The 12227-nt window shown below is 66.1% G+C and carries 15 protein-coding genes; 3 read left to right on the top strand and 12 right to left on the bottom strand.

Annotation, left to right across the window (positions count from 1 at the left end; translation table 11 throughout):
* Nucleotides 1-32: 32 nt before the first annotated feature.
* From miaA to rlmE, 4 genes are all read right to left on the bottom strand, one after another.
* Nucleotides 33-1016 (bottom strand): tRNA (adenosine(37)-N6)-dimethylallyltransferase MiaA, encoded by a 984-nt coding sequence (gene miaA, locus AMD14_RS09290; RefSeq protein WP_011051112.1) that lies wholly within the window; start codon nucleotides 1014-1016, stop codon nucleotides 33-35.
* A complete protein-coding gene (gene folP, locus AMD14_RS09285) occupies nucleotides 1016-1918 on the bottom strand; it encodes a dihydropteroate synthase (RefSeq protein WP_011051111.1) in 903 nt (300 codons plus the stop codon). The genes miaA and folP overlap by 1 nt, the downstream gene beginning before the upstream one ends.
* A gap of 125 nt (nucleotides 1919-2043) precedes the next feature.
* On the bottom strand, nucleotides 2044-3984 hold the full coding sequence (ftsH, locus tag AMD14_RS09280) for an ATP-dependent zinc metalloprotease FtsH (RefSeq protein WP_003481854.1): 1941 nt from the start codon (nucleotides 3982-3984) through the stop codon (nucleotides 2044-2046).
* Nucleotides 3985-4044: 60 nt separating this feature from the next.
* Nucleotides 4045-4677, bottom strand: a complete 633-nt coding sequence (rlmE, locus tag AMD14_RS09275; RefSeq protein WP_005915021.1) for a 23S rRNA (uridine(2552)-2'-O)-methyltransferase RlmE — start codon at nucleotides 4675-4677, stop codon at nucleotides 4045-4047.
* 65 nt (nucleotides 4678-4742) lie between these two features.
* Here rlmE and yhbY point away from each other — a divergent pair, with 65 nt between their 5' ends.
* Both yhbY and AMD14_RS09265 read left to right on the top strand, forming a co-directional pair.
* A complete protein-coding gene (gene yhbY, locus AMD14_RS09270; protein WP_011051110.1) occupies nucleotides 4743-5048 on the top strand; it encodes a ribosome assembly RNA-binding protein YhbY in 306 nt (101 codons plus the stop codon).
* Between the two features lie 15 nt (nucleotides 5049-5063).
* On the top strand, nucleotides 5064-5438 hold the full coding sequence (locus tag AMD14_RS09265; protein WP_003481850.1) for an Mth938-like domain-containing protein: 375 nt from the start codon (nucleotides 5064-5066) through the stop codon (nucleotides 5436-5438).
* 146 nt (nucleotides 5439-5584) lie between these two features.
* Here the strand turns inward: AMD14_RS09265 and AMD14_RS09260 are convergent, their stop codons facing one another.
* The 4 genes from AMD14_RS09260 to surE are packed head-to-tail and all read right to left on the bottom strand — an operon-like array spanning nucleotide 5585 to nucleotide 8447.
* Complete coding sequence (locus tag AMD14_RS09260; protein WP_011051109.1) at nucleotides 5585-6364, bottom strand: peptidoglycan DD-metalloendopeptidase family protein; 780 nt, start codon at nucleotides 6362-6364, stop codon at nucleotides 5585-5587.
* Nucleotides 6361-6975 (bottom strand): YqaA family protein, encoded by a 615-nt coding sequence (locus AMD14_RS09255; RefSeq protein WP_003481846.1) that lies wholly within the window; start codon nucleotides 6973-6975, stop codon nucleotides 6361-6363. The genes AMD14_RS09260 and AMD14_RS09255 overlap by 4 nt, the downstream gene beginning before the upstream one ends.
* 18 nt (nucleotides 6976-6993) lie before the next feature.
* Nucleotides 6994-7671 carry a protein-L-isoaspartate(D-aspartate) O-methyltransferase gene (locus tag AMD14_RS09250; protein ID WP_003481841.1) on the bottom strand — a complete coding sequence of 226 codons (678 nt, stop codon included), beginning with the start codon at nucleotides 7669-7671 and terminating at the stop codon, nucleotides 6994-6996.
* Nucleotides 7668-8447 carry a 5'/3'-nucleotidase SurE gene (gene surE / locus AMD14_RS09245; protein WP_005915011.1) on the bottom strand — a complete coding sequence of 260 codons (780 nt, stop codon included), beginning with the start codon at nucleotides 8445-8447 and terminating at the stop codon, nucleotides 7668-7670. The genes AMD14_RS09250 and surE overlap by 4 nt, the downstream gene beginning before the upstream one ends.
* A gap of 99 nt (nucleotides 8448-8546) precedes the next feature.
* Between surE and AMD14_RS09240 the strand changes: the two genes are divergently transcribed.
* Complete coding sequence (locus AMD14_RS09240; protein WP_003481836.1) at nucleotides 8547-9086, top strand: Smr/MutS family protein; 540 nt, start codon at nucleotides 8547-8549, stop codon at nucleotides 9084-9086.
* A gap of 252 nt (nucleotides 9087-9338) precedes the next feature.
* Here the strand turns inward: AMD14_RS09240 and truD are convergent, their stop codons facing one another.
* The 4 genes from truD to ftsB all read right to left on the bottom strand — a co-directional run bounded on the left by truD (nucleotide 9339) and on the right by ftsB (nucleotide 12227).
* A complete protein-coding gene (truD, locus tag AMD14_RS09235; RefSeq protein WP_011051108.1) occupies nucleotides 9339-10448 on the bottom strand; it encodes a tRNA pseudouridine(13) synthase TruD in 1110 nt (369 codons plus the stop codon).
* 112 nt (nucleotides 10449-10560) lie between these two features.
* Nucleotides 10561-11061 (bottom strand): 2-C-methyl-D-erythritol 2,4-cyclodiphosphate synthase, encoded by a 501-nt coding sequence (gene ispF / locus AMD14_RS09230; protein WP_003481833.1) that lies wholly within the window; start codon nucleotides 11059-11061, stop codon nucleotides 10561-10563.
* Between the two features lie 3 nt (nucleotides 11062-11064).
* Nucleotides 11065-11865, bottom strand: coding sequence for a 2-C-methyl-D-erythritol 4-phosphate cytidylyltransferase (gene ispD / locus AMD14_RS09225; protein WP_011051107.1), 801 nt, complete (start codon nucleotides 11863-11865; stop codon nucleotides 11065-11067).
* Complete coding sequence (ftsB, locus tag AMD14_RS09220; RefSeq protein WP_011051106.1) at nucleotides 11862-12227, bottom strand: cell division protein FtsB; 366 nt, start codon at nucleotides 12225-12227, stop codon at nucleotides 11862-11864. The genes ispD and ftsB overlap by 4 nt, the downstream gene beginning before the upstream one ends.

The following is a 12227-nucleotide window of genomic DNA, read 5'->3' as shown; positions in this document are numbered from 1 at the left end:
TGCTATCCCCAGCCGGTCCCGGAAACGGGATGTTACACGCCTGAAGCCTGCCGTACAGCGGGACGATCAGCGAGGAAGCCGACAATTGCGTCCTCCAATTGATGGCGGTCACGCTCCGGGTCGAACCAGCGCGCGTCGAGCTCGCCGCGCAGCCAGGTGAGCTGGCGTTTGGCCAGTTGCCGGGTCGCCTGGATCGCCTTGTCGCGGAACTCGGCCAGGCTGCCAGCCCCGTCCAGATACTGCCAGGCCTGGCGGTAGCCGACCGCGCGCACGGCCGGCAGATCCAGCGGGGCTGCCACCGCCTGGAGCTGCGGCAGCGCCCGCAGGCGCCGCACTTCGGTCAGAAAATCCTGCGCCAGCATCGCATCCAGCCGGTGTGCGATACGTGCATGCAGCACCGCGCGCTCGCGTGGCGCCAATACCACCTTCAACACGCGCACCGGCAGGCGCGGCCCTGGCGGTAGCGCCTGCCACGCGCTGATCGGCCGCCCGCTGATGCGGTAGACCTCCAGCGCCCGCTGGATGCGCTGCGGGTCGGTCGCATGGATGCGCGCTGCTGCCACCGGGTCCACGCGTGCCAGTTGTGCGTGCAAGCCGGCCCAACCGATCTGCTGAGCTTCGGCGGCGATGGATGCACGCACGGCCTGGTCGGCCTCGGGCAGCTGCGACAAACCTTCCAGCAGCGCACGAAAGTACAGCCCCGTGCCGCCGGCCAGAATCGGCAACCTGCCGCGCGCCACGATCTGCGCGATCGCCTGGCGTGCATCGGCGGCGAACTCCGCTGCCGAATACACCTGCCAGGGATCGCGCAGGTCGAGCAGATGATGCGGAACCGCCGCACGCATCGCCGCATCCGGCTTGGCTGCGCCGATTTCCAGGCCGCGGTACACCAGCGCCGAATCGACGCTGACGATTTCTCCATTCCAGCGCTCTGCAGCCTCAAGCGCCAGCGCCGTCTTGCCGCTGGCAGTGGGGCCCATCACGGCGATCGCCAGCGGGCGTTGGTCGACAGCCATCAGTCCTCGTCCGGCCAACGCATCGCGGGCGTGGCGGGCGCGCTGACACGCGGGACGGGAATGGCCGCCATCGCCTTCCACACCTTCAACGCATCCACGGTTGCCGCCACATCGTGCACGCGCAGCAGCAGCGCGCCATGTTGCGCGGCGATCAGATGCGCGGCCACCGAGCCGTGCACACGATCGGCGGCGATCTCGCGCCCGGTCAGCTCGCCGATGCTGCGCTTACGCGACAGCCCGGCCAGCACGGGCAAACCGAACTCCTGCAGTCGCTGCAGCTGCGCAAGCAGGGTGAGGTTGTGCGTGGTGGTTTTGTCGAAGCCAAAGCCCGGGTCCAGGACCAGCCGGCGCTTGTCGATTCCGGCCATCTCGGCGGCGAAGATGCGCTCGGCCAGAAACCGGTGCACCTCGCCGACGACATCGTCGTAGTGCGGCGCGTCCTGCATGGCATGCGGCGCGCTGCGCGCATGCATCAAGACCACCGGCACGCGCAGATCCGACGCCGCTTCCAGCGCACCGGGCGAACGCAGGGCATAGACGTCGTTGATCATGCCGGCGCCGGCTGCGACCGCCGCGCGCATGACCTCCGGTTTGAACGTGTCCACGCTGATCGGCACGCTGGTACGTTGCGCCAGCGCTTCGATGACCGGGATGACCCGCTGCAATTCTTCTTCAACCGAGACCGCCGCAGCGCCCGGGCGGGTGGACTCACCACCGATATCCAGCACCGCAGCGCCCTGCTCAACCAGTACCAACCCATGGGCGATCGCCGCTGCGCAGGTCGCATGCTGGCCGCCGTCGGAGAACGAATCGGGCGTGACATTGACGATACCCATCACCTGCGGCGCATCCAGTCGCAGGCTGCGGCCGGCGCAATCCAGCGTGAGGGCGGTCTCGAACATCGGCGGTGTCTCCTGGATGATTATGGTCGCCCATACGTGGGCATCGACGCAGCCCGATAACGCATCAAGGCCGGGAATCGCTCCCCGGCCTTGATGGATGCCTCGCAGATCAGTGCATGGCCGGCTTAGAGTTGCTCGGCGGGTCCGGCGATGGGCGGCAATGGACGCGGACTACCCTTGTCGTTGTTGTTGCCACCGTCCTTGTCGGACTTGCCCCAACCAGCCGGCGGCGGCGGCTCGCGGCCTTCCATGATGGCATCGATCTGCGGCACGTCGATGGTTTCGTACTGCAGCAACAACTGCGACATCGCGTGCAGCTTGTCCAGGTTCTCGGTGAGGATGGTCTTGGTCTTGCTGTAGGCCTTGTCCAGGATCGAACGCACCACTTCGTCGATCTTGCGCGCGGTCTCGTCGGAAACGTTCTTGTGCTGGGTCACCGAACGGCCCAGGAACACCTCGTCCTCTTCCTCGCCATAGGCCACCGGGCCAAGCTCGTCGGACAGGCCCCACTTGGTGACCATGTTGCGCGCCATCTTGGTGGCCCGCTCGATGTCGTTGGACGCACCGGTGGTGACCTTGTCGCCGCCGAAGATCAGCTCTTCGGCAACGCGACCACCGTACAGCGAGCACAGCTGCGACTCGATCGCGACACGGTTCATCGAGTAGCGGTCGCCTTCCGGCAGATACATCGTCACGCCGAGCGCGCGGCCACGCGGAATGATGGTGACCTTGTAGACCGGGTCGTGCTCCGGCACCAGACGGCCGACGATGGCGTGGCCCGCCTCGTGATACGCGGTAAGGGTCTTCTCGTCCTCGCTCATGGCCATCGAGCGGCGCTCGGCACCCATCAGAATCTTGTCGCGGGCACGGTCGAAGTGGTCCATGCGGACTTCCTTCTCGCTGCCACGCGCCGCGAACAATGCTGCCTCGTTGCACAGGTTGGCCAAGTCGGCGCCCGAGAAACCCGGGGTACCGCGGGCGATGACCATCGGCACGACATCGTCGGCCAGCGGCAGCTTGCGCATGTGCACGCGCAGGATCTGCTCGCGGCCCTTGACGTCCGGCAGGCCGACCACGACCTGACGGTCAAAACGGCCTGGACGCAGCAGCGCCGGATCCAGCACGTCGGGACGGTTGGTCGCCGCAATCACGATCACGCCTTCGCCACCCTCGAAACCGTCCATTTCGACCAGCAGCTGGTTCAAGGTCTGCTCGCGCTCGTCATGCCCGCCGCCGAGACCGGCACCGCGATGACGGCCCACCGCATCGATTTCGTCGATGAAGATGATGCATGGCGCGTGCTTCTTGGCCTGCTCGAACATGTCGCGCACGCGGCTGGCACCCACGCCGACGAACATTTCGACGAAGTCGGAACCGGAGATGCTGAAGAACGGCACCTTGGCCTCGCCGGCGATCGCCTTGGCGAGCAGGGTCTTGCCGGTACCCGGCGGGCCGACCATCAACACGCCTCGCGGAATCTTGCCGCCCAGCTTGGTGAACTTGGTCGGGTCGCGCAGGAAGTCCACCAATTCGCCCACTTCTTCCTTGGCCTCGTCGCAACCGGCGACGTCGGCGAAGGTGATCTTGATCTGGTCCTCGCCCTGCAATTTGGCGCGCGACTTGCCGAAGCTCATCGCGCCCTTCGCGCCGCCACCACCCCCCTGCATCTGGCGCATGATGAACAGCCAGAAGCCGATGATCAGGATGACGGGAAGGAAATTGAGCACCAGCGACCAGAAGCCAGGGCCGGTCGAGGGCTTCTGGCGGGTCATTTCGATGTTCTTGCTGTACAGCACGTCGACCAGCTTGTCGTCGCGGGGACCGTAGACGGTGGCCTCGCTGCCGTCGGTGCGCTTGAAGCGGATCGCGTTGACGGCCAGGTTGGTCTCGTCGGTGTAATCCACCGATTTGACGCGCCCGGAGTCCACTTCCTTCAGGAACTGGGTGTAGGTGATCGAGTCGGCACCGACGCCGCCCGCCATCCGCGGCGAGAAGCTCTGGAAGACAACCATCAGCACAACTGCGACGACCACCCACAGCAGCAGATTCTTGGTCAAGTCGTTCATCCTCATTGGCTCCGGTGCCCTCTACTCTTCAATGCTTGAAATACGGCGGTCATTGGCAGCTTACTTGATCTGGACACGCTTGCCCTGACCGAGCGCATAAACTTCCGGGGAGCGCTTGCGCGAGGCCGCCGGCTTGCGAATCGTCACCTTTTCATAGCGGCGGCGAAGCTCGCGAATGTAGTCGTCGGACCCGACACCCTGGAACAGCTTGATCAGGAACGCCCCGCCCGGCTTGAGGTGGGTGTCGGCAAATTCCATGGCCAATTCCGCCAGGTGCATCATCCGCGGTTGGTCGACCGCATCCATGCCACTCTTATTGGGGGCCATATCCGACAGCACAAGGTCCACCGGCACATCGCCCAGCATCGCTTCGAATTGGGATAGGACGGCCTGCTCCCTGAAGTCGCCGTGAAGGAACTCCACGCCTGCCAGGGCCGGCATGTCCAGGATATCCAGCGCCACCACCCGGCCGCTGTCGCCCATTGACTTGCGTACCTGTTGCGACCAGCCACCCGGCGCCGCGCCCAGATCGACCACCACCATGCCCGGCTTGAGCAGGCGGTCGCGCTGCAGCAACTCTTCCAGCTTGTAGGCCGCGCGCGAGCGCATGCCCTCGGCCTGGGCCTTCTTCACGTAAGGGTCGGCGAAGTGTTCCTTGAGCCAGCGCTGGCTGCTTTTACTGCGGGAAGGCATTGGCAGAGGGGTCCGAACGGGTCGCCATGATACCCTGAACACCCTTTGCTTCCCTTCGATCCTGCATGTCCATTGTTCTCACCTCCGCCCAGAACCGTTTCCTGCGCGGCCAGGCCCACGACCTCAAAGCCTTGCTGCAGACCGGCGGCAAAGGGGTCACGCCGGCATTTCTGGCAGAACTCGAGGAAGTGCTCGAGCGCCACGAACTGGTCAAGGTGAAGGTGGCATCGGAAGATCGCGAGACCCGTGATGCGATGATTGCCGAGCTGGTCGAGCAGACTGGTAGTGCGCTGGTGCAGCGCATCGGCCACGTCGCCATTCTGTACCGCCCCAGCAAGGAAAAGCGCCAGATCGTGCTGCCGCGCGGCTGAGCCAACGAGTTCGTCATGCCTTTAAGTCAGGAACACCCCGATTACACCTATGCGCTGCGCGCGGCCGACGGCCGCCACGCCAAGGTGAACGACCAGATCCTGCAGCAGAGCTTTATCCTGATGCCGGATGAGCTGGTGGACTACTGGCCGGTCCAGGCGCTGGAGCAACTCCAGGCCAGTCATATGGAGGCGGTGCTGGCACTCAATCCAGCCGTCATCCTGCTCGGCACCGGCGAGCGCCAGTTATTCCCCAAGACCGACGTGCTGGCGGCCTGCCTGACCCGCGGCATCGGCCTGGAAGCGATGACCAATTCCGCCGCCGCACGCACCTACAACGTACTGGCCAGCGAAGGCCGGCGGGTGGCGTTGGCGATGGTGTTGCCGGGCTGAATCGGGAATCGGGAGAGCAGGCGGAGCACGCTTTCGCTGTCAAGCAGAATTTGCGCGAACAGTATCAGTAAGCACTCACCTCGTTGCCCGCGCCCCCAGATTGCCGCGGCGCGCGTTTCCCCCATTCCCTATTCTCTACTCCCCATTCACTTCTTAGGCAGATACAGCAACGGATCGACCGGCTTGCCGTTGTAGCGGATCTCGAAGTGCAACATGTCGCGGGAGGCGCCGCTGCGGCCCATTTCGGCAATTTGCTGCCCCGCTTTGACGCTCTGGCCTTCGTTGAGCAGGCGCTTGCGGTTATGACCGTATGCGGATAGCCACTGGTCGTTGTGCTTGATGATGATCAGTTCGCCGTAGCCGACCAGGCCGGCGCCCGAATACACCACCACGCCATCGGCGGCAGCACGTACGGCCTGGCCGCTGGTGCCGGCGATGTCTACGCCCTGCTTGGTGGTTTCGCCAGTGACGAAGGTGCCCACCACGACGCCATCGGCCGGCCAACGCCAGGAGAATCCGCTACTGACCGGTGCGGCGATCGGCACAGCAGGGCGCGGCGGCGCCACAGTGCCGCCAGCCACCGGCGCGCTGCCACCCGGCTTGCTGGCACCGGGCGGATACAACTTGAGCGTCTGACCGGGATAGATGGTGTTCGGCGAAGACAGGCCATTCCAGGCGGCCAGATCCGCGGCGGTGATATTGGTACGGCGCGAGATCGCGTACAGGGTATCGCCGCGCTGCACGGTGACGGTGGCACCCGGACGCGGCACCGAAGGGCGCGGCGCGGCACTGGGACGCGACGACGCCCCGCTACCGCTCGCTCCGGGCGAACGCACCACCGTTGCGCTGCTACAGGCGGTCAGCCCGATGGCGATTGCGAGCATGACTGCTGTCTTGCGTGCCGAATTCATCTGCGTCTTGCTCATCCGTTCGTTGTCTTCCACACCAACCACCCCGCACCGACCGCCAGCACCGCCATTGCAACCCAGCCCAGTGGCTCGATCCAGCGATGCAGCGCCGCTTCGGCGCGCGCACCGCCCAGGCGGATCGCGCCGGCCACCAGATACACGCGCTTGCCGCGCCCGACCAGCATGCTGGCGATGAACGGCAGGATCGGCACGCCGACCACGCCCGAGGCCCAGGTAAAGATCTTCAGCGGGATCGGGGTGAAACCGACCAGGACCAGCGCCCAGAACGCCTTCCACGGCGAATCGGCGACCAGCGTGCGCAGGGTTTCGATCTGCTGCTGGATCTTCGCGCTCCAGCCCAGCCATTCGATCAGCGGCTGCAGCGCGGCGAAGGCGAAATGGCCGAGTAGATAACCGACCAGGGCGCCGCAGATCGAGCCGATCAGGCTCAAGGTCGCAAACCAGAGCGAGCGCTTGGGCTCGGCCAGCGACATCGGTGCCAACATCACTTCCGGCGGCACCGGAAAGATGAAGCCCTCAACGAAACTGAGACCGGTCAGCAGCGCGGGTGCGCGGCGATGGCGCGACCAACGGATGGCCACGTCGTACAACGGCCCAAAAATCTTCATCGAAGGACTCTCATGGATTCAATCCAGCATGCCCGACAACAGCGGGACGAACGTGACCGGCGCCAGAACCTGTTGTTCGATCGCGCCATCGGCCCCGCGGGTGAGTTGCACCAACGATTGCGAGGAAGCACCGCCGACCGGCGCGACCAGGCGTCCGCCGACCGCCAGCTGATCGATCAGTGCATCGACCAACGCCGGTGCCGCGGCGGTCACCACGATGGCGTCGTACGGACCATGCTCGGGCCAGCCGATGCGGCCGTCGTCGTGCTTGCTGCGCACATTCATGCCCAGATGCCGGAAGCGCTTGCGCGCCTGCCGCAGCAGGTCGCCGATGCGCTCGACGGTGTAGACCTCCAACCCCAGCGCCGCCAGGATCGCGCCCTGGTAGCCGGAGCCGGTGCCCACTTCGAGCACCTTGGTCGGGGCAACCTGCAGCACCGCTTCGGTCATGCGCGCCACCACCCAGGGCTGGGAGATGGTCTGGCCATGGCCGATTGGCAGCGCGGTGTCTTCGTAGGCGCGCGAGGCCAGCGCTTCATCGATGAACAGATGCCGCGGCACGGTGCGCATTGCATTGAGCGTGGACTCGTCCTGGATGCCGGCCTCGCGCAGGCGCTCGACCAGGCGGTCGCGCACGCGCTGCGAGGTCATGCCGATCCCGACCGATTCCGGTTGCAGGCGCAGCCTCGGCGTCATGCCGGGCCGTCCAGCGCTGCGGTCAGCCCACCCACCCAGCCGGCAACGGTGTCCAGTGCCTGGTAACGGGTGAGATCGACGTGGATCGGCGTGATCGAGATATGTCCGGTACGCACGGCGTGGAAATCGGTACCGGCGCCAGCATCCTGCTCGGGACCGGCCGGGCCGATCCAGTACACGGTGTGGCCGCGCGGATCGCGCTGCGGCACGCACGGCTCGGACCGGTGGCGATTGCCGAGCCGGGTGACTTCGAAACCGAGCACATCCGACCATGCCAGATCCGGCACGTTGACGTTGAGGATGGTGTCGGCAGGCAACGGGTCGGCCTTCAGCCGCGCCACGATTTCCACCGCAGCGCGCGCGGCGGTGTCGTAGTTGTGCGCTTGGTGGTTGTGCGTGACCAGCGACACCGCCACCGCCGGCAAGCCGAGGAAGCGGCCTTCCATTGCGGCCGACACGGTGCCCGAATAGATCACGTCGTCGCCCAGATTGGCCGAGTTGTTGATGCCGGAGACCACGATGTCCGGGTCGTAATCGAGCATGCCGGTGAGCGCCAGATGCACGCAGTCGGTGGGCGTGCCGGCCACTGCGCAGGTCTGCGCGTCGATGCGGCGGGTGCGGATCGGCACATCCAGCGTGAGCGAATTGCTGGCGCCGGAGCGGTCGCGGTCGGGCGCGACCACCATCACTTCATGACCGGCATGGCGCAGCGCCTCGGCCAAAACCTGGATGCCGGGGGCGTCGACACCGTCGTCGTTGCTAACCAGTACGCGCATGGGACTCCTCGGAAAACCGGGCCATGATACCGGATGCGTCCCGCGCCTTCGCGCTTGATCTTCGCGTGCGTCTGCGCTTGGACCGGGTACGCTGTGCCAATGTCGCATCCTGAAGACGAAGACGACGGCGCGTTGTTCCGCGCAGCGATCGGCGCGGTCAAGCCGATTCGTGAAGTCGCCCCACCGGCCAATGCCAAGCCGCGGCCCAAGCCCCGCGCGCGCATGGCCGAGCGCGATGACGCCGAAGCGCACACCGAATTTGCGCGCCTGCTGCGCGACAGCGCGCCGCTGGAAGCGGGCGACACCGCCAGCTATCGGCGCGAGAACCTTCCCACCCGCGTGTTCCAACGGCTCAAGCGCGGGCAATTCTCGGTGCAGGACGAACTGGACCTGCACGGCGCCACCGCAGCCCAGGCCGAATCGTTGCTGCGCCAGTTCCTGCTGGAAGCACATGCGCACGAACATGGCTGCGTACGCATCATCCACGGCAAGGGACTGCAATCGGACAACGGCGCGCCTGTGCTGAAGAACCTCATGGACCGGCTGCTGCGTCAACGCAACGATGTGCTGGCGTTTCATTCCGCGCCGCCGACGCAGGGCGGCACCGGGGCGCTGCTGGTGTTGCTGGCGCGGCGATAGGCCGATGGTGACGCGCGATTGATTCGGAATGGCAGCGATTGCGCGCGGCGACGTGTTGTCTGGAAAGTCTTTCGCGCATGGCTCGCCTGATGCGAACCAAGTCTTGTTGCGCCCTTAGGGAGCTGGCACTGCTTCGTCGCGCCACGATTGATCCACTATCGCCTCAGCGACCGCCAAGGCCGCTCCTGCGCGCACAGCAAGATTGGGCCGTCACATGCTGTCCCGCGCAGATCGACCAGCACCCGCACGCGATCACGCATCGGCGCGTACGTCGACGTTGAAGCGACCGGCGTCGGCGACATCTCCCAATTCCCACAGCACTGCGGTGGCATAGCAACCGGGCGGCAGCGCGAAGGCGAGCTGCAGGGTCTGCGGCTCCAGCCATTGATACTCCAGACCGTGCGGACGCAAGCGCAGGGCGCGGCGTTCCTGCTTCAATCCCGCAGCTTCCAGGCCTTGGCGCAATGCGATGGATGGCGGGTCGGACAATGCGCCCTGCTCCACCGCTGCCGCTTGGTCGGTCGAGCGCAACTGGCCAGCGCCCCACAACGGGCCACTGGGATGGATATCGAAACGCGCCAGTCGCTCGGCCAAGGCCTCGCTCCACGGCTCCGGGCCGAAGACGCTGCGCGAGCCGTCCAGCATCCACGCCTCGCCCTCCAGTGCGCCATCCCAACTCCCCTGCGCCACGCGTGCGCCGAGCACGCGATTGAACAAGGCCGAGCGCGCTGCCGACAGCAACATCGAGCGCTGATCGTGGCGTAGCCGCCGCCTGGATGTGGGCGCCGGCAGCAAGGTTCCGTCGTCAGCTTGCACATGACCGAACATCGCCAGCGCAGCCGCCACATTTCCGCCATCGCGACCGAAACGTTGTTCGCCGAACCAATTGGGGATGCCACGCGCAGCAATCGCCTGCAGCCGCTGCTCGATCGCATCGCGCTCGCCCTGCACCTGGCGCAGCGTCAGCACGAAGCGGTTCCCATGCAGCGCACCGCGCTGCAGCTTGCGATTGTGCCAACTGCTCTCGACCACCTGCATCTGCGTATCATCCAGCGCGGCGATATCCGGCGCGATGCGCCTGGGCAGATGCACGCTGAAGCGCTGGGTGGTCACTGCATGGCGATCTTTCAGACCCGCATAGCTGACGCCCATCTCGGCGATGCCGGCCCAGTGCGCGAGCTTTTTGGCGATATAGGCCGTGTTCTGGCCACGCTTGCGCACGGTGAGCAGCAGATGCTCGCCTTCGCCGGAGGGTTCGAATGCCGGCAGCTCGTCGACCTGAAAATCGTCCGGGGTGCTGCGCATCGCCGCGCTGAGCACCGCGGCGCCATGCGCACGCGGCAGCAAAGAGGTCTCGCTCATGGTGTGGTTCGCCTTCGCGCCGGAGGTGGCGCGCTGTGCGCCGGGTGGTTCGGCGCGGTGATTGCATCGGGCAGCATCGGCGCCGCTCCGGCGCCAAGCGCTGCACGTGTCGCTATTGATGAGGCGCAGCGATCCTGCCCAGCAACACCGCGGCCTGTGCAGCGATGCCTTCGCCGCGGCCGGTGAAGCCCAATTGTTCGCTGGTGGTGGCCTTGACGCTGACCGCATCGAGTTCAATCGCCAACAGGTCGGCGATGCGCTCGCGCATGGCCACCGCATGCGGACCGACCTTGGGGCGCTCGCAGATCACGGTGATGTCGGCATTGCCGACGCGCCAGCCGCGCTCGCGCAGCAAGCCATCGCAATGCTGCAGAAACTGCGCGCTATCGGCATCTTTCCAGCGCGCATCGGAAGGCGGGAAATGCCGGCCGATATCGCCCAGCGCCAGCGCGCCCAGCATCGCATCGCACAGGGCGTGCAACACCACATCGCCATCGCTATGGGCGAGCACGCCATGGCTGTGCGCCACGCGCACGCCGCCAAGCATCACATGGTCGCCAGGGCCGAACGCATGCACGTCGTAGCCTTGGCCGATTCTGAAATTGAAGGACATGGATTAGATCTCTTCGGGACCGGGGGCCCGGGACCCGGGACCGGAGAAAGCAGAGGCCGAAACGGACGACTGGGGATGCGCGCTTTCCGGGTCCCGGGTCCCGGGTCCACAGTCCCGGTTGGCCAGTTCAAACTCGAAGCGCGCCAGATCCGCAGGGGTCGTCACCTTGAAGTTGTCTTCGGCGCCTTCCACCAGCAATGGGCGTAGCCCAATCCGCTCCATCGCCATCGCTTCATCGGTGACCTCGACACCGGCCGCCGAGGCCTCGGTGAGTCCACGGATCAGTTGATGGCGACGAAACAACTGCGGCGTGAGTGCGCGCCACAGGCGTTCGCGCGGTTCGGTGCCGTCGATACCGCCATCGTCGCCGGCACGCTTGAGCGTGTCGCGCACCGGTGCAGCCAGGATTGCGCCGACCGGATCGCCGCGACCGATTTCCAGCAGGCGATCCAGATCGGCCAGCGCCAGATTCGGCCGTGCGGCATCGTGCACCAGCACGAAATCGTCGGCACGCACGCTCTCGGGCAAGGCCAGCAAACCAGACAGCACCGAGGCTGCGCGGGTCGCCCCCCCCAGACAGGTCAGCACGGGCTTGGACTGCACCGCGGTCCAGCCGGGCCAATCGGCATCGCCGGGGGCGATTGCCACCATGATGCCGGCCAGCGCCGGATGCGCGGCCAGCGCCGCCAACGTGTACGCCATCAGTGGCTGACCGCCGGCCTGCAAATATTGTTTGGGAAGCGGCCCGCCAAAACGGGTGCCGCGCCCGGCGGCCGGCACGATTGCCCAGATGGACCCGGTCATGGGTGATCCACCGGATCGACAGGCTCAGGCGCTTGCTGTGCGGGGGCCGACGCCTCAGCCGATGCAGGTGCCGGCAGCGGCGCATCCTCGACCACGCGGTAGAACGTCTCGCCCGGTTTGATCATGCCCAGCTCGCTGCGCGCACGTTCCTCGATTGCCGCCTCGCCGTCCTTCAAATCCTTCACCTCTGCTGCCAACGCCTGGTTGCGTTGGCGCAGACCTTCGTTGTCCTGTGTCTGATGCGCGACCTGGGCTTCCAGCATCATGACTTCGCCGGAATTCCCAGGCCCGAACCAGAAGCGGTACTGCAGCCAAGCCAGCAGTACCGCCAGCACCAGCAGTAGCCAGCGCCAGTTGCGCAC

It is taken from the genome of Xanthomonas citri pv. citri (assembly GCF_000961215.1).
In the GTDB taxonomy this organism is placed as follows: domain Bacteria; phylum Pseudomonadota; class Gammaproteobacteria; order Xanthomonadales; family Xanthomonadaceae; genus Xanthomonas; species Xanthomonas cissicola.
Note: the sequence above shows the minus strand (reverse complement) of the source record. Positions and strands in the feature narration are given on the sequence as shown.

Coding starts and splice junctions, on each gene's coding strand:
- miaA (WP_011051112.1), bottom strand. CDS start 1,016: ATGGCTGTCGACCAACGCCCGCTGGCGATCGCCGTGATGGGCCCCACT.
- folP (WP_011051111.1), bottom strand. CDS start 1,918: ATGTTCGAGACCGCCCTCACGCTGGATTGCGCCGGCCGCAGCCTGCGA.
- ftsH (WP_003481854.1), bottom strand. CDS start 3,984: ATGAACGACTTGACCAAGAATCTGCTGCTGTGGGTGGTCGTCGCAGTT.
- rlmE (WP_005915021.1), bottom strand. CDS start 4,677: ATGCCTTCCCGCAGTAAAAGCAGCCAGCGCTGGCTCAAGGAACACTTC.
- yhbY (WP_011051110.1), top strand. CDS start 4,743: ATGTCCATTGTTCTCACCTCCGCCCAGAACCGTTTCCTGCGCGGCCAG.
- AMD14_RS09265 (WP_003481850.1), top strand. CDS start 5,064: ATGCCTTTAAGTCAGGAACACCCCGATTACACCTATGCGCTGCGCGCG.
- AMD14_RS09260 (WP_011051109.1), bottom strand. CDS start 6,364: ATGAGCAAGACGCAGATGAATTCGGCACGCAAGACAGCAGTCATGCTC.
- AMD14_RS09255 (WP_003481846.1), bottom strand. CDS start 6,975: ATGAAGATTTTTGGGCCGTTGTACGACGTGGCCATCCGTTGGTCGCGC.
- AMD14_RS09250 (WP_003481841.1), bottom strand. CDS start 7,671: ATGACGCCGAGGCTGCGCCTGCAACCGGAATCGGTCGGGATCGGCATG.
- surE (WP_005915011.1), bottom strand. CDS start 8,447: ATGCGCGTACTGGTTAGCAACGACGACGGTGTCGACGCCCCCGGCATC.
- AMD14_RS09240 (WP_003481836.1), top strand. CDS start 8,547: ATGTCGCATCCTGAAGACGAAGACGACGGCGCGTTGTTCCGCGCAGCG.
- truD (WP_011051108.1), bottom strand. CDS start 10,448: ATGAGCGAGACCTCTTTGCTGCCGCGTGCGCATGGCGCCGCGGTGCTC.
- ispF (WP_003481833.1), bottom strand. CDS start 11,061: ATGTCCTTCAATTTCAGAATCGGCCAAGGCTACGACGTGCATGCGTTC.
- ispD (WP_011051107.1), bottom strand. CDS start 11,865: ATGACCGGGTCCATCTGGGCAATCGTGCCGGCCGCCGGGCGCGGCACC.